A 20,901-nucleotide genomic window follows, 5' to 3' on the forward strand; every position below is an offset into this window, starting at 1 on the left:
CGGTCCACGGCGCCGAGGACCGCGGGCTTCACTCTGGCCTGTTGCCTGCACTCTACCGCGGCTGGACCCGCCGGACGAGGAGACGATTGATCGCGTCACTATGGCGGGTTCCGGGCGATGAGCTCCAGGTTCCCCGCCCTCTGGAATCAGGATCGGCACAAGCCGTGCATACGCTCTCGACAACCGGGCGATCACTCCGGCGCATGCCGGCCGAGACCCACGTTCCCGCGCTGTGCGTAATCGGACGATGCGCTGCCAGCGCCTCCGGCGATCCTCCCGTCCACCCGCGGGCAATCTTCGCGCTACTTTACTTCCCTACGCTGACCTGGGCGCCCGGCGGCCCGATACTTCGGATCGAGCTGCCGCACGCGCTTCCCACCTCAAGAAAGGTCTGCGGCAACTCGTGTCTTCATCTCGACGATCACCCCTGAGAACAGCGCTCGCAGCCGGGCTCGGCCTCGGCATCGCAGTGAGCGGCATCGCTCTCGTACCCCAGCACACCCTGACGGCGAGCTACGCGTCGCCCGACACCGGAGGCCTCGATCTCGGCGGCCGCGATTCGAGCCTGCTCCGCGCTGAGACGCGGCAGCTCGCCCCGGGCCTGAAGGCTACGAGCTTCGACCGGTTGCAGAGCGAGGGGTGGGTGACGGGCGACGTGCTCGTCGCAGACCTCTCCACCCCGACGCTGTCGATGGACGTGCGCGACTCGGGCAGCCTGACGAAGCCTGCTCCCGTCACCGAGCACTCCCTCGGCGATCATGCCGTCGCCGCGGTCAACGGCTCGTTCTTCGACATCAACAACTCGGGTGTCGCACAGGGCACCAACGTCTCGTCGAGCGAGGGCGTGAAGACCACGAGCGCGTCGCCCGTCGAGAGCTTCACGATGAGCGAGGGCATCGCCGCCATCCAAGCGCTCACCTCGGCCGCCACCGTCGAGATCTCGGGTACCGCGCACCAGGTGAGCACCGTCAACAACATCGGAATTCCGCTTGACGGCATCGGGTACTTCACTCCGATGTGGGGCGAGTACCCGATGGCGCGCGCGATCGGCGGACCTGCGAACATCGATCCCGAGTTCCTGCGAGTGGAGGTCGCCGACGGAGTCGTGACACGCACCTCGGCCGACCTCGCCGAGATCACGGGGCCGACCGCGATCGACGCGGGAACGGGCGTCGTGCTGGCGCGCGGATCGGCCGTCGACCTCTTCGCGGACGTGGAGCCCGGCGATCGACTGCCCGTCACGGTTGCCGCGAGCGCCGACGTGGATCTCGCGATCAGCGGAAACCAGCGCCTCGTCGACGATGGAGCGGTCGTCGGTGAGCCTACCCCGGGCGAGCCGCGCACCGCCGTCGGCGTGAGCGAAGACGGCAGCGAGGTCATCGTCGTCTCCCTCGACGGCCGGCAGAGCCACTCGCGCGGCATGGCCCTCGACGAGCTCGGGGAATTCATGGTCGAACTCGGCGCGCACAACGCGGTCAACCTCGACGGCGGCGGATCCAGCACCCTGCTCATGCGGGAGCCGGGCACCAGCGAGCTGAGCGTCGGCAATGCGCCCTCCGACGGGCATCTGCGCAGCGTACCCAACAGCCTCGTGTTCTCGTCGACCGCGCCGGACGCCGGCGTCACCGACGTGAGCGTCGGCCCCGAGTCGAAGCTCGACGACGCCGACGCGGTGTTCCCCGGCTTCTCGCGCACCGTCTCGGGCATCGGCCTCGATGCGAACCGCGGAGCGCTCGCTACGACGGGCGAGTTCTCCGTGGCAGGAGGACACGCGACGTTGACTGCGATCGACGGAGACACCGCGAAGGTCACCGGAGCGACCCCGGGCACCGCACCCGTCACGTTCACCGCTGCCGGCAAGTCGGCGACGAGCGAGATGCGCGTGCTCGGCGAGCTCGACAGGCTCCGTGCCAGCCGAAGCGTCATCGCGCTGGTCGACCAGAACGGCAGCGAGACGGTGACGATCACGGGGCTCGACCGTGACGGTTTCGGAGCACCCATCGAGGCCGCAGATCTCACGGTTTCCGCGGGTGCGGATGTCGCTGTCGAATCGCTCGACGGCAACACCTTCACCATCACCCCGCGCACGGCATCCGGGGCGGCGACCGTGTCGTTCGCCGCCGGAGACCGCCGCGTCGACGTCGCGGTGACCATCGGCCTGGAGGAGACTCCGGTGTCGGACCTCGCGAACGGGAAGGACTGGACCTTCCGCTCGGACCGGGCGACCGGTGCCATCTCGGAGGCGACTGGACCGAACGGCGAGGCGGGACTGAAACTCACCTACGACTTCGCTTCGTCCACGGGCACGCGCGGCGCGTACGCGGTGGCACCCGAACCCATCGAGATCGCGGGGCAGCCGAAGGCGATCACGATGTGGATGCACGGAGACGGCAAGAGCACCTGGCCCCGCCTCCAGATGAAGACCGGCGCCGGCACGACGATCAACCTCGACGGCCCGCACACGAACTGGTCGGGCTGGCGGGAACTCACATTCCCCGTGCCGGTCGGCACCGCCTTCCCGCTGCAGCTCGAGCGGGTGCGCATGATGGAGACCTCGGCGGCGAAGCAGTACCAGGGCGAGACCAGCTTCGCCGGCATCCGCGCTGTCGTGGCGCCCGACGTGGCGCAGCCGCAGGCACCCGTCGTGCACGATCCGCTCGTCATCACGAACGGGACCGTCGATCAGCGCGCGCAACGCATCGCCGTGATGAGCGACGCGCAATTCGTCGCACGCAACCCCGAGGGGCCGAACGTGCAAGGGGCGCGGCAGACGCTGCGCGAGATCCTCGCCGCGAAGCCCGACATGTTCGTGATCACCGGCGACTTCGTCGACGAGGCCGCCCCCGAGGACTTCGCACTCGCGCGGAGAATTCTCGACGAGGAGATCGGCGACCAGCTGCCGTGGGTCTACGTGCCGGGCAACCACGAGGTGATGGGCGGCCCCATCGAGAACTTCATCGCCGAGTTCGGGCCGACCAAGACGAAGCAGCAAGTGGGCGGCACGCTTCTCGTCACGCTGAACACTGCGAACGGCTCGTTCAACGGCTCCGACAAGCAGCAGATGCGCTTCCTCGAGGAGGCGCTCGCCCAGGCTGAGCAGGACTCGACGATCACGGGCGTGCTGGTGTTCGCGCACCATCCGGTCGACGATCCGAAGAGCAGCAAGGACAGCCAACTCTCCGACCGCATCGAAGCGCAGCGGTATCAGGACCGGCTCGCGGAGTTCCGCGCCGACACGGGCAAGTCGATCGCCTCGATCAACGGCCACGCCGGGGTATTCCACGCGACGAGCCATGAGGGCGTATCGACGTTCCTCAGCGGCAACAGCGGCAAGGGGCCGTCGGGCGCGCCCGATCAGGGCGGGTTCACCGGCTGGGCGATGCTCGGTATCAACCCGAACTCGGGTGTCGTCGGTCACAACCCGACGCCCGTGACGAGCCGCACGAACTGGCTCCGCACCGAGGTGAAGCCCCGCGTCGACGAGCTCACGCTCGGCGCGACAGCAGCAGCGCCAGCGGCGATGACCGTCGGTGAGGCCGTCACCGTCGACGCCACCATTTCGCAGGACGGCGGGCGCATCGTGCCGGTGCAGTGGCCGATGAGCGCGGTCTGGGGAGGCGACGGAGTGATCGTCGACGACGGATCGGTCGAGACGGATCAGCGCGGCCGCGCCGTGAGCGCGAGCGCGAGCGAGGCAGCCGGTGAAAGCGTGGTCCGCTTCAACCCGTCGACTGGAGCGCTGACCGCCACCGGGGTCGGAGAGGCGACACTCACCGTGACCGTGAACGGGGTGGTGCGCGAGCACACCATCACCGTCGCCGACGACGCGACCAGCCCGATCGATCCGGGCGAGCCGGGCGATCCGGGTAGCCCGGGCGATCCGGGCGGCCCGGGCGATCCGGGTGGCCCGGGGGATCCGGGCGGCCCGGGCGACCCCAGCGCTCCGGCCGAGCCGGGCGTCCCCGGAGCACCGGGCGAACCGGCAGACGGCCCCAACGACGGAGCAGATGACGGGACCGGGGCCGCCTCCGGTGCCGACGGCAGTGCAGCGGGTGCCGCCGGTACGGACTCCGCAGGAAGGCGCGAGCTCGCCGACACCGGCGCCTCCGACCTCCAGTGGCCGGTGACGATCGCGCTCATGGGCGCGCTCTTCGCCGCCGGCGGGCTGCTCGTGCTGCGGCGTCGCCGCGCGTCCTGATCCGTTGGGCGCAGCTCGACCGACGTGTGCAGACGCTTGTCGCTGCGGGTGCCCGGAGGGTGGCACCCGCAGCGACCGACCGGGTCGTCTCCCTCGTCCGTGAGCAATGCGTGCAGTGAATCCGGTCGCCGACTATCATCAGCGCATGGCTCAACGCGCCCGCCACAGCATGCCCGCCGATGTCGAGAATGCCCTCCGCACCTCGAACACACCCTCCGACTACGATGCCAGGCCCGCATACCAGCGCAACGACTATATCGGCTGGATCTCGCGCGCCAAGAGCGCCGAGACCCGCTCGCGTCGCATCGCGCAGATGATCGACGAACTCTCGCGGGGCGGCGTCTACATGAACATGACGCACGCCCCCTCGCGACGGCACGCGCCTTGACGGAGCCCGCGCGAACGGGACGGCGGGATTCAGGCCGACGAGTCAGTGGCGTCTCACGTTGAGCAGATCGTCGAGACATACCGCTTCAACGGCCGCATACAGCGGACCTTCGCGGAACGCATCAAGGATGCGCTCGACCCGATGGGCATTCTGAACCCGGGCAAGTCCGGGATCTGGCCGGAGCGCCGGCGCCCGAACCGACCATTGCGGTAGACGCCTCCGGGCCCAGCCGGCTGCTCACGCAAGACGACGCGCCTGCTGCACGACTGCCTTCCGGCGGTCTTCCTGGGGCGAGCTGCCCGAGATGAGCCGGCTCAGATGAGGCAGGCAGGTGTCGGCGAAAGCGATCCCGATGACGCTGAGGAGCGTATCCGCTCCCCTTCGGGCATCGCTGAGCGGCACAGCCTGCTCCAGTGCGGCGACCATCCGGGCGCAGCCGGCCCCGCGAGTGGAAGCCGATACGGGTTCGGCGAGTTCCAGGCTCTCCCAGAGCAGGAGGCGCACGAGGCGAGGGTGCTGAGCGGCTCGATCGAAGAGATCGCCGGCGAGCGCACCGAGAGCGTCGGCTCCTGCGCCTGTGATGTCGATCCCGTCGAGCAGCCGCTCGACTTCGCTTTCGAGCACCGCCGCGAACAGGCCCTCTTTGTTCCCGAAGTACTGATAGATGCGCTCTTTGTTGATGCCCGCCTCGCGAGCGATTGCCTCGACCCGCCCGCCGGCGAAACCCGATCTCGCGAAGTGCGTCGAGGCCGCCGCGAGCAGTTTCTGCCGCGTCTCCCGCGTGTTCCAAGCCACAGGAGGATCATACTCCAACCCTTCGGTTGGAAAGTGATATATTCAGAATCCAACCAAACGTTTGGAGATTTGATGCGCCCACTCCCCCGGCCATTGCAAGCACTCGCCACCTGGGTGGCGATTCTTCCGCTCGTACTCGGCACCTCGGCCGCGGTCGAACCCTTCACCACGGGATGGCCCGACCCAGTGCGCACCGCTCTGGTGATCACCATCGTGGTGCCCGTCGCCGTCTTCGCAGCCGTGCCGATACTCGTCCGCGTCATCCAGCGGTTGCGAGGCACGCCGGCAACGGTGATCGCAGACGCATGCCCGGCACCCGGCCTCGGAAACCCGCACGACGGCTCACCCCAGACGTGCACCGCGAACCCCCCGACTCCTCGCAGCGGCACTGATGGTCGCGGGGGGTCGCGATGAAGACACTCGTGCTCGGCGGCACCGGAGCGGTCGGAACCGCTGCAGTCGAGGCGCTCCGTGAGCGCGGCCACGAAGCGCTGGTCGCCGGCAGACGAGCCGGCGCTCAGGGAATCGTGCTCGACGCGGCGACCAGGACCGGACTATCCCGCCTCGCCGAGGCATCCCGCTGGGCGGACGTGGTCCTCGATCTGAGCGGGCTCGAACGCGCTGAGGTGCAGCGGGCCGTCGGCACCACTCCACTCGTCGACGTCTCCGCCAGCAGCACGCACTTGGAGCACCTCGCGATGAACGTCCCTCACGGGGGCGCGGTGCTGCTCGGAGCAGGAATCGCCCCCGGCGTGAGCACCGTACTCGTGCGCGCCCTCGACCCCGCGCCGGGCGACGAGTTCGACATCGGCGTCATGCTGGGAGCCGGCGAGGCCCACGGCGCGGCGGCCGTGCGCTGGACCATGGGTCTCGCCGGAACTCCGGTGCACTGCGCCCCGGAAAGCTCGCCCGTCATGAATCTTCGATCGGTCCGGCGCTTCTCCTCCCAGTCGGGAGCCGACCGGCTGTTCTTGCGCGCCGACTTTCCAGACGACCTCCTCGTCGGTCGGTCGACCGGCGCAGCGGTGCGCAGCTGGCTGGCTCTCGATAGTCGAATAGCGACGTGGGTACTCCGTGCCGTGGGAGCCGTGCCTGCTCTCGCTCCGGCACTCAGCCGAGCACCGCACATCGGTGCCGACGCATGGAGCGTGACCGCAATCCACCGCGGTTCGGGTCGCACACTCTCCGCCTCGGGACGGGGGCAGTCGCGGGCGACCGGTCGAATCGCAGCGCTCGCTGCAGAACGTCTCGTCGATCGGGGCCTGCGCGGCGCGATCACCATGGATGCGCTCATCGAACCGGGCGAACTCGCGGCCCCGGAGGGTCTGCGCCTCACGGGGGTGTGAGCGCAGCGCTCCGCGCTCGCGAGCCCTCGTCAACTCGCCGCCCTCCCGCCCGTGCGCGACACCCGCACTGTGCGCTTCCTATGTACGCGGGTGGGAATGACGGCACTGCAGGGACGCTCCCCGACAGTCTCCCACTCGACGCGACGACCGGGACGGGGCGCGATGATCGCCGTCGGGCTCGGGGCCGGGTTGATCCTCGTGCGACGCGGGAGGGGGCCCTCGGAACACCTCGAACGCCCGTGAGTGCGCCAGTGGGCGCTCGTGCGCCATTGCGTGGGCCCCACGCTGCACGTACGCTGATCGCGAGACCAGGTGTCACATGAGCGAGGGGGCAGCATGCGGACAGTCGGGAGGATCGGTCGGGGCGCCATCGGGCTTGCGATCGCCGGGGCGATCGCCACCGCGCTCTCCGGTTGCGTATCGATGGACACTGCGGAGGATGCTCGCGATGACGCGGCCGAAACGACGATTGCGTCAGAGGTGGTCGGCACGTGGAAGGCCGAGGAAGCCGGGGACGTCGCTGCAGAGCTCACGTTCGAGAGCGGCGGGGCTCTGACGGGCTCAGACGGATGCAACACGCTCACGGGGCGCTGGGAAGCAGATGACACGAGGATCGAGTTCGACGACGTCGCGATCACGCAGAAGGAGTGCATCGGGATGGAGCCGTGGCTGGGGCGACTCGACGAGGCGACCCTGTCGGCCGACACGCTGACCATCTTCGACGATTCGGAGACCCAGATCGGAACGTTGAACCGCTCGTGACCCGATGACGCGCGGGAGAGCGCCCCGTCAGGCACCGGGTGCTCCCCCGCGCTCCCATCGCACGCCTGTGCCCTCGCTCCCTGCGACCGAGCGTCAGTCGAGAAGGGTGTCGCCGATGTAGCCGCCTGCGACGCAGCCCGGCGGTATCGCGAACACCGCGGAACCGATGGGCGTCGTCCACTCGTTGAGCAGGTCGAGTTCATCGAGGCGGCGCTGGATCGGCACGAACTGCTGCAGCACGTCGGCCTGGAACGACACGAACAGCAGCCCGCTGTCGGAGATCTCTGCACCGGACGGGGCGTGATCGTAGTTGTAGGCGCGCCGGTAGATGCGTTCATCCGTGTTCTCCGAACGGGCCCGTCGAATGTGCGAGAACTCCGGAATCACGGGGAACCCGATGCTCGTCTTCGCGTCGAAGTCGGGTTCGTCGTGCTCGTTCACTCCGGTCAGCGGGGCACCGTTCGCCAGTGTGCGTCCGACCGATTGCTCACGCCCGCTCCGATCGAGTCGATCCCACTTGTCGAGGTCCATGCGGGTGCGGCGCAGCACGAAACTCGTTCCGCCCGCCAACCAGCCGTCGGCCGCCCAGACCACACGCGCGAAGTCCTCCTCCTTCGGTGAGGGGTTGGTCGTTCCGTCGACCTGCCCGAAGAGGTTGCGCATCGTCGTGCCCGGCTTCTCCGACCCCAGCGCGCGGCGGAACCCGTGCTGCGTCCATCGCACGGTGGCGAAGCTCCGCGAGTCTTTGAGGAGCATTCGGGTTGCGTGGGCGACGGTGAACGCGTCATCAGAGGCGATCTGGAGCAGCAGGTCTCCGTCGCTCCAAGCCGGATCGAGTCGATCGATCGAGAACGCGGGCAGTGGTCCGAGCCAGTCGGGCAGGGCGCCCGGCCCGGCCGCACGCATCACGAGTTCGGGCCCGAAACCGAACGTCACCGTCAGTCTCGCGGGCACGGTGCCGAGTTCGGGCTCGGAATCCGCCAACGCGGGCTCGCCCTGGGTGAGCCTGGCGGCGTCTTCGGTGAGAATCTGCATCATTCGCCGCAGTGCTGATCGATCGATCTCGGCGCGCAGATCGAGCGCGATGAAGGTGGCATGCGCCTGCGGCGTCGTCGCGATCCCCGCCTGGTGGGCGCCGTAGAAGGGCACGGTGTCGGATCCGTGGAGCGCGGGCATCGCTTCGCCGCCCCGCGCGGTCGCGGTGCCGGGTTGCGGACGGTTCAGGAGCACGTCTGCGCCGACTGCGGCGGCCGCGCCGAGACCGGCGACGGCTCCCCCGAAGAGGAGCCCTCGCCGGCTGACGCCAGACCGTCCCGTTGGGTAGGTCTGCTCGGAGGTCATTCCGAGTGGCCGCCCATATCCATGTCTTCGCTCATGTGCATGCCGTCACCGTCTGCGTAGTTCTCGTTCGCTCCGGCGTAGTCCTTGGCCGGTACGGTGAACTCGTAGGTCGAGTCGTCGGAGAAGGTCAGCGTGAAGGTGATCTCGTCGCCCGCTGCGATCGGGTTCGTGAGGTCCATGAGCATGATGTGGTTGCCCCCCGGCTCGAGCACGAGGCTGTCACCCGCGGGAATCGTGAACCCTCCGGTCTTCTCGCGCATCATCATCTCGCCGGCTTCGTTCTCGACGGTTTCGTGCAGTTCGAGTGCACTCGACGCCTCTGTCTCGACGGAGACGAAGGAGATCTCGTTCGAGCCCGAGTTCTCGAGCTCGCCGAAGGCTGCTGACATGCCGCTCTCTGCAGCCTTCACCCAGCCGTTCTCCATCTCGACGGAGTCGCCGGCGGGTGCAGCGGTGGCCTCCGGGCCGGATGCGGGCGTGCTGCATCCTGCGAGCGCGAACACCGCGATAGCGGTCAGGGCGGGGGAGGGAATTGCGGTGGTACGTACGTTCATGGTGTTGCCTTTCAAGAATTCACAATGTGTGGTGTTTCGCATCGGTTCACTTCGATGAGTTCGGCGCTTGTTTCGGGTTGCGCCTTCTGAAGGACCAGGCGATGAAGAGCAGCAGCGCACTCGAAGCCCCGGCAGCGCCGATCGCGACCGTTCTCCAGAGATCGGAACCTCCGGCCGCTTCGTGCTCCGCACCGCGCGCGGCATCGATCGCGCCGGTCTCGGCAGCCTCTCCTGGATCTTGCGCCGACACGGGCGCATCACCCGCCGCTGACGCCTCCCCGACAGGGGCGGCATCGCCGACGGTGAACGGAATGATCCCGCTGATCGGGTGTCCGTCCGATGACACGACTCGCCATCGCACCTCGTACGAGCCGTCCGGGAGTTCGGCATCGGTCGGCGCGGTCACCGCCGGCCCGTCGAGCGTGGGCTCGGCGGAGATCCACTCGGTGTTGCTCTCGTCGACGAGCAGGATGACGGCCCCGACGGTCAGCACCTTGTCGGAGAACTCGAGCGAGACCTCCGACGGTGACGCGGAGAGCTCGGCAGACGCCGCCGGCTCGCTCGAGAGCAGCTGATCGTGCGCGAATGCAGGGTGTGCCGGTCCCAGCACGAGGGCGCTCGCCCCGATCAGGACTGCGGTGAGACGAAATAGGTGTGCGGATGCAGGGGTGGGCAGAGGTCGCCCCATGATGTTGGCCTCTCAAGAGAATCCGGATCATCGAAGGCATCAGCGCTGCTCGCTCGGCGCAGAGTGCTCCGTGCGCGGGCGCTGGTGCGAGAGCGCGCACGTCTCCCCCGCGCGCATCGGGGGTTCCGAGCAACGGGGAGGCAGACAGGCGCGGCGCTCCCTCCTCCGATGGCGGAATGCGCGCGACTGAGCGCACTCGGGCGTGAGCGCTCCGCGGAGGCGGGAGACGTTACGAGAGCGGGCCCGGGGCGGGCGGCCCCCGGTGCGCGGTGACGGAGGCGTAGACACCGATGGGAAGCGTCGGCACGTCGATCCGAGGGACAACGGTGGCGCCCGTCGCCGGGGCCGTGCAGAGGACCGCGATCGGAGTTGCGGGAACGATTCGCGCGAGGAGCAACTGCGTGAGATTCGCCAGCGAGGCCAGCACGGTTTCTGCACGGTGCAGAGCGATCACCGTCAGCGCGCAGGCGAGCGTGTGGGCGCCCCACATATCGGAGCTCGCCTGGGCGAGGTGCAGGCTCTGCGCACCCGGCGTGTCCCAGCCGGGCGCCAGTGCGTGCGCATGATGCGGCTGAGCGAGCGCAGCGGAGTTCGGGGAATGCGGGGCCCCCAGAACGAAGAGGGCGTGGAACAGGAACTGACTGATCGCGACCCCGATCGCGAGTCGCAGCAGAGACAGCTTGCGCCCCGCGAGCCCCACGCACACGAAGGCGGACAGAATGAGCGGAGCCGCGAGGCCGATGATACCGGGAGGATCGCCTCCGCCTGCCACATGGGAGAGCAGCGCGACGAATGTCGCCAGCGCTGCTGCGGCGACACCGCGCACCGCAATGCCGGCGCGCGAGGAAGTCATGCCACTATTCTGGCACTCGGTTCCATCATGAGCGAGGTCAGACCGCTCAGCTCCCTCGCGAGTCCGGACGCGGGATCCCATACCGCGTGGAGCGCCCTCGCGGCAGGGCCGGGCTCGGTGCCGCTGGGCCCGGCCCCCGCTCCGCGCGAAGGCCGGGCCCGCACCCGCTACGGCCGGACGAGCACCTTGAGGCTGCGGCGCTCGTCCATGTCCCGGTAGCCGGCGGGCACGCCATCGAGGTCCGTGAACGCGTCGAAGACCTTGCCGGGTACGATCGTGCCGTCGAGGATGTCGGGCATGAGCTCCTCGATGTAGGCGCGCACGGGCGCGGGGCCACCCGCGAGGCGGATATTGTGGCGGAACAGGCTGCCGAAGCCGACCGGGGCGCTCTCGTACTGGGGCACGCCCACGCGACTGATGACGCCGCCTGGGCGTACGACGCCCACAGCCTGCTCGTAGGCCGGCATGTGCCCGACCGCTTCGAGCACGGCGTGAGTACCGTGCCCGCCGGTGAGTTCGCGCACGCGGGCGATGCCCTCCTCGCCGCGTTCGGCGACGACGTCGGTCGCACCGAACTCGCGCCCGAGATCGGTGCGGTGCTGGTGACGCCCCATGAGGATGATCTGCTCGGCCCCGAGGCGCCGTGCGGAGAGCACCGCCATGAGTCCGACAGCGCCGTCACCGATCACGGTGACCCGCTGACCGGGCCGCACGCCTGCCGTCTTCGCGGCGTGGTAGCCGGTGCCGAGCACGTCGGCGAGCGTCAGGAGCGACGGGATGAGGGCCGAGTCGGGTGCCACGGGCAGCTTCACGAGCGTTCCGTCGGCGAGCGGTACGCGGATCGCTTCGGCCTGCCCGCCCTCGTCGGCGATGCCGTCCCAGAACCCGGCCTCACGGTGAGTGCAAGAGGTGTGCAGCTGCTCGCGGCAGAAGTCGCAGGTGTTGTCGGAGATCGCGAACGGCGACACCACGAGGTCGCCGACCTTGAGGGTCTGCACCTCCGCGCCGGTCTCCTCCACGACGCCGATCAGCTCATGGCCCATGCGGGCCGGGCCGTTCTCCCCGGTCATCCGGTGGTAGGGGTGCAGGTCCGACCCGCAGATGCAGGAGGCGGTGATCCGCACCAGCGCATCCGAGGGGTGCTTGAGGGCCGAATCCGGAACGTTCTCGATCCGGACGTCGCCGGCCTGGTACATGAGTGCTGCGCGCATGAGCGGTTCTCCTTGGTGGTGTGTGTATCGAGGCTAATGGGACGACGTCGGGAGCGGCGAGCGGCGGAGACGACTCGCGGCGAGCAGTGCGGCAGGAATCAGCGTCAGCGCGGCGATCCCCGATCCGACGGCCGCGGGGCCCGCGAGCCCGAGCGAGCTGGTGAGGGCGGCCCCGGCACTGGTGGTTCCGATCGCCGTACCGGTGTTGAACGCGGCGACCGCGAGCCCGGAGCCCAGTGTTGCGGCCCGGCCGGCGTGCCTCACGGCCAGGTGGATCAGCACGCTGTTCGCACTGAGACCGAACGCTCCAAGCAGCGCGACGAGGGCGACGGCGACCCCGGCGTAGCCGGAGAACATCGCCAACGCGAGCAGGACGAGGGCGGAGGCCGCCGGCGCGATGAGGATCACGGCGTGCGCGTGCCGGTCGCCCAGACGCCCGCCGAGGAGGGTGCCGACGAAGGAGCAGATGCCGAACCCCGCGAGCACCGCCGGCACGAGAGCGGCGGGCACCCCGGCCCGGTCGGTCAGAATCGGCGCGATGAACGAGTACGCGGCGAGCACGCCGCCGGTGGTCGTCGTGCAGGCGGCCAGCACCAGCCAGAGCCGCACTGAGCGGAGGTCGGCGAGGTCGGCGCGGATGGATGCGCTCGCAGGCCGGGGAGGATCGCGCGGCACGAGCCGGGCGATGCAGACGACGGCGACGACGGCCGCGACGGCGAGCGCCCAGAACGTGCCGCGCCAGCCGAGGTGCTGCGCGATGAACGCCCCGATCGGCACGCCGAGCACGGTGGCGAGGGATCCCCCGGCGGCCACGACGCCTACGGCCGCCGACTGCATCGAGGCGCCGGCGACGTTCGCGGCGACCACTGCGGACACCGCCCAGAAGGCCCCGGTGGCGAGGGCCGTGACCCAGCGCGCCGCCATGATGGTGGTGAAGTCGGAGCTGAGCGCCACGACGACGTGGCCGCCGATGAACACGACGAGGGCGATGAGCAGGGTGCGCCGCTTCGACACGCGGATCGTCAGCAGGGGCAGCAGGGGCGCGCCGATCACCATGCCGATGGCGAAGACGGTGATCAGGGAACCCGCCTGGGCGAGGGAGATCTGCAGGTCCCGAGAAATCTCGGGGAGGATCCCTGCGACGACGAATTCGGTCGTGAGCATGAGGAACGTGCCCAGAGCGAGCACGTACACGACGAGGGGAAGGCGAGCACGGGTGGGCCTGTGCGGCGCCGTCCGGCCGGTATCGGAAGCCGTGGAGGCTTCGTTCTGCATGAGCACCTCGGAGGAGTCGGAGATTGATGGGTTCGAAGACCATCACACCCGCTCCGGCTCGGCCGCAACAGGTCGCGTCTATCGGGGGGAGAGCTCCGACCCCTCTGCGACGGGAGCTCGCTCGTATCGTAGGGGTATGGATAATCGGGACGACATCAAGGGCTTCCTCGCGACCCGTCGCGCGAAGCTCACACCCGGCATGGTCGGCCTGCCGGCCAGCAGTCGCCGGCGGGTTCCCGGACTGCGTCGCGAGGAGGTCGCCGTGCTCGCGGGCGTGAGCACCGAGTGGTACACCCGGCTCGAGAAGGGCCACATCGGCGAGGTCTCGGCGGAGGTGCTCGACGCGGTCGCCGAGGCCCTGCGGCTCGACGACGACGAGCGGACCTATCTGCACGATCTCGCTCGCGCCGCGAAACCCGCTCACCGCAGGCGGGCCCGGGGGCGCGAGGTGCCGCTCGCTCCCCAGGTGCAGTGGATGCTCGACTCGATCTCGATGTCCGCGGCGTTCGCGCGCAACGGTCGACTGGATGTCATCGGATCGAACTCGCTCGGCCGCGCGTTGCACGCTCCGATGTTCGACAGCCCCACCACCGAGCACGGACGGGCGAACTTCGCCCGGTATCACTTCCTCGACGAGACGTCGAAGGACTTCTTCATCGACTGGGACGCAGGGGCTGCGACGACCGTCGCACTGCTGCGGGCGGAGGCCGGTCGCGAGCCGCAAGACACGGCGCTGTGCGAACTGATCGGCGAGCTGTCAACGGCCAGTGCGGAGTTCAGCGCGTTCTGGGCATCCCACGACATCCGCATTCGTCACGACGGCATCAAACGGCTGCAGCACCCGGTCGTCGGCGAGTGCGAGCTGACCTATCAATCGATGGCGCTGCCCACGCCCGGCCGCGTGCGCCACGAGCTCTCCCTGTACACGGCCGAGCCGGGCACCGCTCACGAGGAGCGCCTCGCACTGCTCGCGAGCTGGAGGGCTCCCGCCGCAACGGGTCTTTTGTGACGAATCCCCTCCGCCACCCGTCTCATCTGCGTAGCCCAGTTCCGCCCCTGTGCCCCCAAACCGCAGCAGCGAACTGGGCTACACCTGCGCCGGCTCGGCCGCAGGGGGAATGCCGGGATCGCGTCGTCACGAACAACGTCACCGCGACGCCACGCGGCTCTCGGCGGATTGGATCACCGCTTCCACCCCGCGCCGGAAGAGGTCTCGTCGTTCTCGGCGGCGACCCTACGCCTCGCCGCGCATGCGGACGGCGTAGACGAGCGTGAGCGCGCCGATACTCGCCGAGGGCAGCACCGCCGCCGCGGCCGAGACCGAGAAGAATGCGTCCCAGACGACGCTCGCACCGCCGTCGATCGGGAGGAGGCGCGGGAGCACGTGATGGGCGAGCACGAGGCACGCCTGAACGGCGAATCCCGCCGCCGGCAACCAGGCCCATGCGCTGAGGCCCTGCAGCGATACGGTCTCTCCGGGAATCATCGCACGACCGCACCGCTTCCGCACGGATTGCACCACCCGGTAGGTTGGCCCTCAGTACGAGCAGCGCGGAGAGGAGTGAGCACGATGGGCGACGATTCGCGGCACATCGCGCGGTTTCTGACGGAGATCGTGCGTCTGTCCCGTATGCAGGAGCACTTCCCGTTCCTTGCGGAGGCGACGGCGGTCGTCGATGGCGACGTCGCGATCGTCGTCTACCGCGAGGAGGCCGGCGGAAGACTTCTAGGCCGATGCTTCCACTACCCCTCCCTGGCGAGGGGGTTCGACGGGAGCTCCCCGGAGATCGTCGCGGACGCCATCGTGGTGAACGACCTGGCCGATCCCTCGCGCCCCGGAGCGGTGCACCGCTACGCCTGGGAGCGAGCGCTCGTGGCCACCGACGAGCCGGTGCAGTGGTTGTCGACGCCGCTCTCGGCCGGGGTGACTGACGCCGCGCCCGCGATTTCCCGCCACTTCCTCAACCCGGAGCGGGAGCCGCCGACGCGGGCGTCCGAACCTCCCGGCGATGCCAGAGCCCCCAGAAGGTGAGCGCCGCCGCTGCCGATGCCCCGCCCGCGAGCGCGTGCGCGCCGAGGTACGCGGTGAAGTCCTGCACGGGGTCGCGCAGCGCGAGATCAACTCCCCGAAGGAGCGGGATGCCCCAGAGTACGCCTCCCGCGGCGAGCAGCACTGCGCCGAGCAGCGCCCAGAAGGCGACGAGCACGACGCGCAGACGACGCGGCGGGCCCTCGACGCGCGTGATCGCGCCGCGCCGAGCGAGCCACTACGTCGCGAGGCACGCGCACAGCAGCGCCACCGCGTCGGCGCCGAGCGTGTCGCTGAAGCGGTGCCACTTCGCCGTGACCGTGTAGGCGCCGATGCCGATCGCCCAGCTGAGCACGAGGAACATGGCGAGGCCGCGCCACCGGTAGGGCACGACGATGAGCAGGGCGAAGAGCACGGTCATCGCGATGGTGGTGTGCCCGCTCGGAAAACTGTTGCCGGCGTAGTCGCCGACGACCTCGACGAGGGGCGGTCGCGGCAGGATGAATCGCTTGAGCGACTGCGTGACGACCTGGCCCAGCACGATCACCCCGACGCCGGCGATCGCGAGATCGATGCGCCGGCGCAGCAGTGCGATGGCGGCCACGAGGATCGCGGCGATGCCGAGCGACCAGATCGTGATCGCTCCGAGGGCCTCATCGGCCTGGGTCCGTTCGTCGGCTCGCACCTGGTCGGCGCCGCGCAGCGCCGCGTTCTCGAGGAGCTGGCCCGCGACCGTCCAGACGGCGAGCAGGTACACGACGATAAGCGCGACGGCTGCGACGCCGGCCCCGATCATCCACCGGCGGCCGCGATGCGCTCGCCCGGACGGCGAGGACCGGGTGGACGGCATGGGAGGCGCGGACGGCGAGGGTGCCGGGAGCGCACGGCGGCGGGGCGTCATGGTGAGGAATGTAGCAGAACGCGTCGCTCGTAGACTCGAGGGATGAGCGTGAACATCCGTGCCCTGCGCGGGCAAGACGGCGATGCCGGGTGCGATGCGGCGTGGGAGGCTCTGGAGGCGATCGAGAACGCCGCCGACCGGCTTCTCGTCGAGCAGCTCCAACCCGCGACCTGGGAGGCCGCACCATCGGGGCACGCGCGCCGCGCCGATGCCGGGTTCGTGCTCGTCGCCGAGGGTGACGCGGTCCCCGTGGAACCCAGCGCCGAAGCGCACGCGCGCGGCGCCGCCCGCCGAGTGATCGGCTTCGTGCACGTGCGCGAAGCGGGCGGGGTCGCACACCTCGAGCAGCTGTCGGTGCTGCCGGAGCACGGCCGGCGCGGCGTCGGCTCCGCGCTCGTCGAAGCCGCGGCGGCCGAGGCGGCGCAGCGGGGGTACGACCGCCTCACCCTCCGCACCTACACCGCGGTGCCCTGGAACGCGCCTCTCTACGCGCGCCTCGGATTCGTCGAGGAGGCCCCGGCGACCCCGTTCCACCGTCGGCTGGCCGAATCAGAGCGGCGGCTCGGCCTCGATCGGTACGGGCCGCGCATCCAGATGGTGCGAGTACTCGGCTAGCCGGCGCCGAGCTGCGCGCGTCGCGAGTCACTCCCCCGCATCGGCGGTCGAGATGCGGCGGCGGAGCGTCCAGGTGTTGCCGTCGTCTCCGCTCGTGTGCGCGAACTCGTCGAGCGACGAACGCGCGAGCGCGAGACCCCGGCCCGATTCCGCGTCGGCGTCGGGCATCGCCACCGCCTCCCAGTCGATGGCGGCGGGCGGAGCGGTGTCGGCGATCACGGCTCGCAGCTCATCGCGGCCCGCCGAGATCGTCATACGGATCTCCGCCGGCCCGGGCGCCGCACCCGCGCCCGCGCCCGCGCCCGCGCCCGCCGCTCCGTGCTGCACGATGTTCGTCAGCACTTCACTGATCGCGAGCGTGAACAGGGTCCGATCGAGCGGCTCGACGGCGTGGGCGAGCGCCTCCCAGAATGCGTCGAGCTCGTCGAGCGCGCGTTCGACGTACGCGAGCTCGGCACGGCCTCGGAGGTCGAGGCCGGGCCCACCGCGATCCGCCTGCTCAGCGCCCATCGAACGCCGTCTCCGGCGTCGGGTGAAGGCTGAGCACGCGATCGAGGTTCGTGAGCCGCAGCACGGCGTGCACCTGCTCCGGAACCGAGGCGATCCGCAGATCACCGCCCGCGACCCGCGCGCGCTTGAGGCCGCCGATGAGCGCGCCGAGCCCTGACGAGTCGACGAACTCGGTCTGCGCGAGGTCGACCACGATGCGGGCTGCTCCGGCATCGACGAGATCGCTCACCGCGTTGCGCAGCAGCGGCGCTCCGGTCGCGGTGAGACGCCCCGCGATCGAGATCACCGTGTAGTCGCCGTGTTCGGTCGTTGCGAGGTTCATGCCGCTCCTTCAGGGGTCGTGTCGACGGGTGTGGCTGCCGGCCCGCGGTAGCGCGCGGCTTGGATGATGACGCTGAGCACGACGAGGTCGTAGAGCACCCAGGCGGTGTTGACGAGCGTGCCGGTGCCGTCGGCCGTGCCGATGCCGAGTCGCACGAGGCCGAGGATCAGCCCGACCGCGAGCACCGCCATGGCGGTCAGCTGAGGCCAAATCTCCCGCCACGGCACCCCTCTGGGGTCGCGCCCGTCCTTGCGGGTGACGGCGAAGCTCAGCGACCGGCCGAACCACACGTTCGCGAGCGCCGTGCAGCACGCACGAATCCAGACGGGGAAGAGCGCGAGCGAGTACTGCTGCCCGCGCCACGTGCGCATGCCGCGGGCGACGACGAGGAAGAGCGCCTGATTGACGAGGAAGTACGGGAGGAAGCGGGCGAAGAAGTCGACGCTCCACGCAGTGACCGGCATCACGCCGAAGACGAGGTAGATGACGGGCGCCGCCAGATAGACGACGGCCGTGAACCCGGAGAGGTAGCTCCACATGGTGGCGAAGTACATCAGCCGCTGGCCTGCCGACAGCCCGCGCTTGACGAGCGGGTTGTCGCGCAGCATCACCTGCAGCGTGCCCTGCGCCCAGCGCAGTCGCTGCGTGAGCATGGTCCGCAGATCCTCCGGGGCGAGGCCGCGCGCGAGAATCTCGTGGTGGTAGACGCTCCGCCAGCCGAGGGCGTGAAGGTGCATCGCCGTCGCCATGTCCTCGGTCACCGAGATCGTCGCGAGCGGCTGCAGCGGCTGCGCCTCGTGACCGCGGTCGATGCGGAGCGCGTCGAGCAGCCCGCGCACGGCTTCGACGGCGCCGAGCGGCGAGAGCTCGGCGGTCGCCAGGCGGTCGAGGCGCACCTCGTCGACGACGACCCCGTCGAGCTCCGCGTCGCGCTCGATCGGCACCGAGGCGATGATCTCGAGGTCGGAGCGCATGGCGGCGACATCGTCGGCGACGAGCGAGCGCGCGGCCCGATCCACCGCGTCGCGCACCGCGAAGGTCGCGTCGGCGATGGGCGAGCCGGCAGCGATGTCGTCTCGTGCGCTGCGTATCGCGGTGCGCAGACCGACGAGTTCGGCCGCGAGCGCCGCGTCATCTGCACGCCGGGCTTCGCGACTGATGAGCGATTCGGCGACGCGCAGCGCACGCTTCGTCGACGTGGCGATATCGCGCACGTAGCCGACGATGCCGAGCTGCATGAGCGCCTCGCGCCGCAGCACCGCGTTCGATCCGCAGAAGAAGGCCGCGTTCCAGCCGTCCTTGCCCTGCTGGATCGGTCCGTAGAACAGCGGCGCCTGGCTGCCGAGCGGATCCGCCTCGTCCACGTTCGAGAACCACTGCGGCGTCTGCACGAGCGCGACCTCGGGGTCGTCGGCGAAGTAGCCGAGCGTGCGGTGGAGGATCAGCGGGTCGGGAATCTGATCGGCGTCGAGGATGAGCAGGAACTCGCCGTCGGTCTGGAAGAGGGCGTTGTTGAGGTTGCCCGCCTTCGCGTGTCGCGGCTTGCCCGTCCAGTCGTCGGAGCGGGTGAGGTAGCCGATGCCCGCCTCGCGGGCCGCCCGCTCGACGTCGGCTCGCCCGCCGTCGTCGAGGATCCAGGTCTCGTGCGGATAGGCGATCCGCTGCGCGGCGAGCGCGGTCTCCATCACGAGCTCGATCGGCTCGTTGTACGTCGTGATCAGCACGTCGACCGTTCCCTGCGGCGGCGAGGCCGGGCCCGGCCGCTCCCGCGCCCGCCACATCGTCAGGCAGAAGAACCAGGTGTCGATGAGGCTGTAGGTCTCGGCGATGACGAGCGGCACGGCGATCCACCAGGCCGCCCAGTTGATCGAGTCGAGCCAGCGCCACACCACGTAGTTCGTGCCGAGCAGCACCGACAGCACGGCGAGGATGCGGATGGCAGCGAAGCGGGCGGTCATGCCGTGCGCCTGACGACGAGCACCGTGATGTCGTCCGACGCCTTCGCGTCGCGCGCGAGGCCGACCACGGCGCGCACCGCGCCCTCGGGTCCGTGCTCGCCGACGATCTGCGCGAACTGCGCGAACGGCGCCTCCGGGTCGAGCACGTCGAGCAGGCCGTCGCTGCTGCAGGCGAAGCAATCGCCCTGGCCGAGAACCGTGCGCACCGGTTCGCGCTCGGCCACCTCGCCCGCGCCCATGCCGAGGGGCAGGCCGGCGGAGCGCAGGTGCTCCCAGGTGCCGTCGGCGCGCACCAAGAGGCCGAGCCCGTGCCCGGCGTCGACGAGATCGATCGCCCCGGTGCGGGTGTCGATGTCGGCGTGCACGGCGGTGACGAACATGCCGGTATCGCCGAGATCCTCTTCGACGAGGCGGTCGGCGCCGGCCGTGGCCGCGGCGATCCCGCGCTCGGGGGCCGTGCGCAGAGCGGCGCGCACGCCCGCGGCGACGATCGCCGGGCCGGCGCCCTTGCCCATGGCGTCGGCCAGGGTCAACCGCAGCGCGCCCTCCCGAGGCATGAGATCGTAGAAGTCGCCCGACAGGTGGCCTCGCGCGACGGCGGCGGCGGCGATCTCGAGTCCGGGCACGCGGGGCAGCCGCTTGGGCTCGAGCGCGCGCTAAATGATCGCCGCGTGGTCGAGCTCGTCGTCTCGCGTGAGTTCCGCCTGCACCCATCCGGCGAGGTCGCGCAGCAGCGCGCTCTGGCTCTCGGTGAAGTCGCGCGGCTGCGTGTCGATCACGCAGAGGGTGCCGACCGGTTCTCCGCCCGGCGCGTAGAGCGGATGCCCCGCGTAGAAGCGGAGGTGCGGATCGCCCGCGACGAACGGGTTGTCGGCGAACTCCTCGGCCGCGCTCGCGTCTTCGACGACGACCATGCGGTTCTGCCGCACCGTGTAGTCGCAGAACGAATCCTCGCGCGGAGCCTCGGTCGCGCCGAGACCGATCTGGGATTTGCGCCACTGGCGGTCGCGGTCGACGAGCGAGACGCTCACCATCGGCACGCCGAACATCTCTTTCGCGAGCCGTGCCACCCGGTCCACGCGCTCGTCGGGGGGGGCGTGTCGAGCACCCCCATCTCTTCGAGCGCTGCAAGTCGTCGCTCCTCAGTGAACATGC

The 20,901-nt window shown here is 70.0% G+C and carries 22 protein-coding genes; 8 read left to right on the plus strand and 14 right to left on the minus strand.

Features of this window, described 5'->3' with window-relative positions:
- Nucleotides 1–469: 469 nt before the first annotated feature.
- From BLT44_RS11100 to BLT44_RS16175, 3 genes are all read left to right on the plus strand, one after another.
- Nucleotides 470–4,198, plus strand: coding sequence for a phosphodiester glycosidase family protein (locus BLT44_RS11100; RefSeq protein WP_010157013.1), 3,729 nt, complete (start codon nt 470–472; stop codon nt 4,196–4,198).
- Nucleotides 4,199–4,343: 145 nt separating this feature from the next.
- A complete protein-coding gene (locus BLT44_RS11105) occupies nt 4,344–4,586 on the plus strand; it encodes a YdeI/OmpD-associated family protein (protein WP_029608307.1) in 243 nt (80 codons plus the stop codon).
- Between the two features lie 45 nt (nt 4,587–4,631).
- The gene (locus BLT44_RS16175; protein WP_010157010.1) at nt 4,632–4,799 is read left to right on the plus strand and encodes an FAD-linked oxidase C-terminal domain-containing protein; all 168 of its coding nucleotides are present in this window, start codon (nt 4,632–4,634) and stop codon (nt 4,797–4,799) included.
- Nucleotides 4,800–4,823: 24 nt separating this feature from the next.
- Here BLT44_RS16175 and BLT44_RS11110 read toward each other — a convergent pair whose 3' ends face one another.
- Nucleotides 4,824–5,399 (minus strand): TetR/AcrR family transcriptional regulator, encoded by a 576-nt coding sequence (locus BLT44_RS11110; protein ID WP_176783285.1) that lies wholly within the window; start codon nt 5,397–5,399, stop codon nt 4,824–4,826.
- Between the two features lie 392 nt (nt 5,400–5,791).
- Between BLT44_RS11110 and BLT44_RS11115 the strand changes: the two genes are divergently transcribed.
- Complete coding sequence (locus tag BLT44_RS11115; protein ID WP_010157007.1) at nt 5,792–6,727, plus strand: Rossmann-fold NAD(P)-binding domain-containing protein; 936 nt, start codon at nt 5,792–5,794, stop codon at nt 6,725–6,727.
- Between the two features lie 336 nt (nt 6,728–7,063).
- Nucleotides 7,064–7,489, plus strand: coding sequence for an META domain-containing protein (locus BLT44_RS11120; protein WP_010157006.1), 426 nt, complete (start codon nt 7,064–7,066; stop codon nt 7,487–7,489).
- 93 nt (nt 7,490–7,582) lie between these two features.
- On the opposite strand, the gene BLT44_RS11125 is transcribed toward BLT44_RS11120, so the two are convergent.
- From BLT44_RS11125 to BLT44_RS11150, 6 genes are all read right to left on the minus strand, one after another.
- Complete coding sequence (locus BLT44_RS11125) at nt 7,583–8,830, minus strand: Dyp-type peroxidase (protein ID WP_010157005.1); 1,248 nt, start codon at nt 8,828–8,830, stop codon at nt 7,583–7,585.
- On the minus strand, nt 8,827–9,384 hold the full coding sequence (locus BLT44_RS11130; RefSeq protein ID WP_010157004.1) for a copper chaperone PCu(A)C: 558 nt from the start codon (nt 9,382–9,384) through the stop codon (nt 8,827–8,829). Before BLT44_RS11130 ends, BLT44_RS11125 begins: the two co-directional genes overlap by 4 nt.
- 46 nt (nt 9,385–9,430) lie before the next feature.
- On the minus strand, nt 9,431–9,994 hold the full coding sequence (locus BLT44_RS11135; RefSeq protein ID WP_010157003.1) for a copper resistance CopC family protein: 564 nt from the start codon (nt 9,992–9,994) through the stop codon (nt 9,431–9,433).
- 307 nt (nt 9,995–10,301) lie between these two features.
- A complete protein-coding gene (locus BLT44_RS11140) occupies nt 10,302–10,925 on the minus strand; it encodes a hypothetical protein (protein ID WP_010157002.1) in 624 nt (207 codons plus the stop codon).
- A gap of 167 nt (nt 10,926–11,092) precedes the next feature.
- Nucleotides 11,093–12,136 carry a zinc-binding dehydrogenase gene (locus tag BLT44_RS11145; protein WP_010157001.1) on the minus strand — a complete coding sequence of 348 codons (1,044 nt, stop codon included), beginning with the start codon at nt 12,134–12,136 and terminating at the stop codon, nt 11,093–11,095.
- A gap of 33 nt (nt 12,137–12,169) precedes the next feature.
- Entirely contained in the window at nt 12,170–13,411 is a 1,242-nt protein-coding gene (locus tag BLT44_RS11150; protein ID WP_010157000.1) for an MFS transporter, read from the minus strand.
- 136 nt (nt 13,412–13,547) lie between these two features.
- On the opposite strand from BLT44_RS11150, the gene BLT44_RS11155 reads away from it, so the two are divergent.
- The gene (locus BLT44_RS11155; RefSeq protein ID WP_010156999.1) at nt 13,548–14,420 is read left to right on the plus strand and encodes a helix-turn-helix transcriptional regulator; all 873 of its coding nucleotides are present in this window, start codon (nt 13,548–13,550) and stop codon (nt 14,418–14,420) included.
- Between the two features lie 225 nt (nt 14,421–14,645).
- On the opposite strand, the gene BLT44_RS11160 is transcribed toward BLT44_RS11155, so the two are convergent.
- Nucleotides 14,646–14,897 (minus strand): hypothetical protein, encoded by a 252-nt coding sequence (locus tag BLT44_RS11160; RefSeq protein WP_010156997.1) that lies wholly within the window; start codon nt 14,895–14,897, stop codon nt 14,646–14,648.
- An 84-nt stretch (nt 14,898–14,981) separates the two neighbouring features.
- Between BLT44_RS11160 and BLT44_RS11165 the strand changes: the two genes are divergently transcribed.
- Nucleotides 14,982–15,443 (plus strand): hypothetical protein, encoded by a 462-nt coding sequence (locus BLT44_RS11165; RefSeq protein WP_010156996.1) that lies wholly within the window; start codon nt 14,982–14,984, stop codon nt 15,441–15,443.
- Between the two features lie 235 nt (nt 15,444–15,678).
- On the opposite strand, the gene BLT44_RS11170 is transcribed toward BLT44_RS11165, so the two are convergent.
- On the minus strand, nt 15,679–16,290 hold the full coding sequence (locus BLT44_RS11170) for a phosphatase PAP2 family protein (RefSeq protein WP_218130076.1): 612 nt from the start codon (nt 16,288–16,290) through the stop codon (nt 15,679–15,681).
- A 93-nt stretch (nt 16,291–16,383) separates the two neighbouring features.
- Between BLT44_RS11170 and BLT44_RS11175 the strand changes: the two genes are divergently transcribed.
- Nucleotides 16,384–16,956, plus strand: a complete 573-nt coding sequence (locus BLT44_RS11175; protein WP_010156994.1) for a GNAT family N-acetyltransferase — start codon at nt 16,384–16,386, stop codon at nt 16,954–16,956.
- Between the two features lie 27 nt (nt 16,957–16,983).
- Here BLT44_RS11175 and BLT44_RS11180 read toward each other — a convergent pair whose 3' ends face one another.
- The 5 genes from BLT44_RS11180 to BLT44_RS15950 are packed head-to-tail and all read right to left on the minus strand — an operon-like array spanning nt 16,984 to nt 20,825.
- Nucleotides 16,984–17,466, minus strand: coding sequence for an ATP-binding protein (locus tag BLT44_RS11180; RefSeq protein WP_010156993.1), 483 nt, complete (start codon nt 17,464–17,466; stop codon nt 16,984–16,986).
- Complete coding sequence (locus BLT44_RS11185) at nt 17,456–17,788, minus strand: STAS domain-containing protein (RefSeq protein ID WP_010156992.1); 333 nt, start codon at nt 17,786–17,788, stop codon at nt 17,456–17,458. The genes BLT44_RS11180 and BLT44_RS11185 overlap by 11 nt, the downstream gene beginning before the upstream one ends.
- The gene (locus BLT44_RS11190; protein ID WP_010156991.1) at nt 17,785–19,746 is read right to left on the minus strand and encodes a glycosyltransferase family 2 protein; all 1,962 of its coding nucleotides are present in this window, start codon (nt 19,744–19,746) and stop codon (nt 17,785–17,787) included. Before BLT44_RS11190 ends, BLT44_RS11185 begins: the two co-directional genes overlap by 4 nt.
- Complete coding sequence (locus tag BLT44_RS15945; RefSeq protein ID WP_231291555.1) at nt 19,743–20,372, minus strand: PP2C family protein-serine/threonine phosphatase; 630 nt, start codon at nt 20,370–20,372, stop codon at nt 19,743–19,745. The genes BLT44_RS11190 and BLT44_RS15945 overlap by 4 nt, the downstream gene beginning before the upstream one ends.
- A gap of 30 nt (nt 20,373–20,402) precedes the next feature.
- Nucleotides 20,403–20,825, minus strand: coding sequence for a GAF domain-containing protein (locus BLT44_RS15950; RefSeq protein ID WP_231291553.1), 423 nt, complete (start codon nt 20,823–20,825; stop codon nt 20,403–20,405).
- Between the last annotated feature and the right edge of the window lie 76 nt (nt 20,826–20,901).

Source organism: Leucobacter chromiiresistens (assembly GCF_900102345.1).
Taxonomy (GTDB): domain Bacteria; phylum Actinomycetota; class Actinomycetes; order Actinomycetales; family Microbacteriaceae; genus Leucobacter; species Leucobacter chromiiresistens.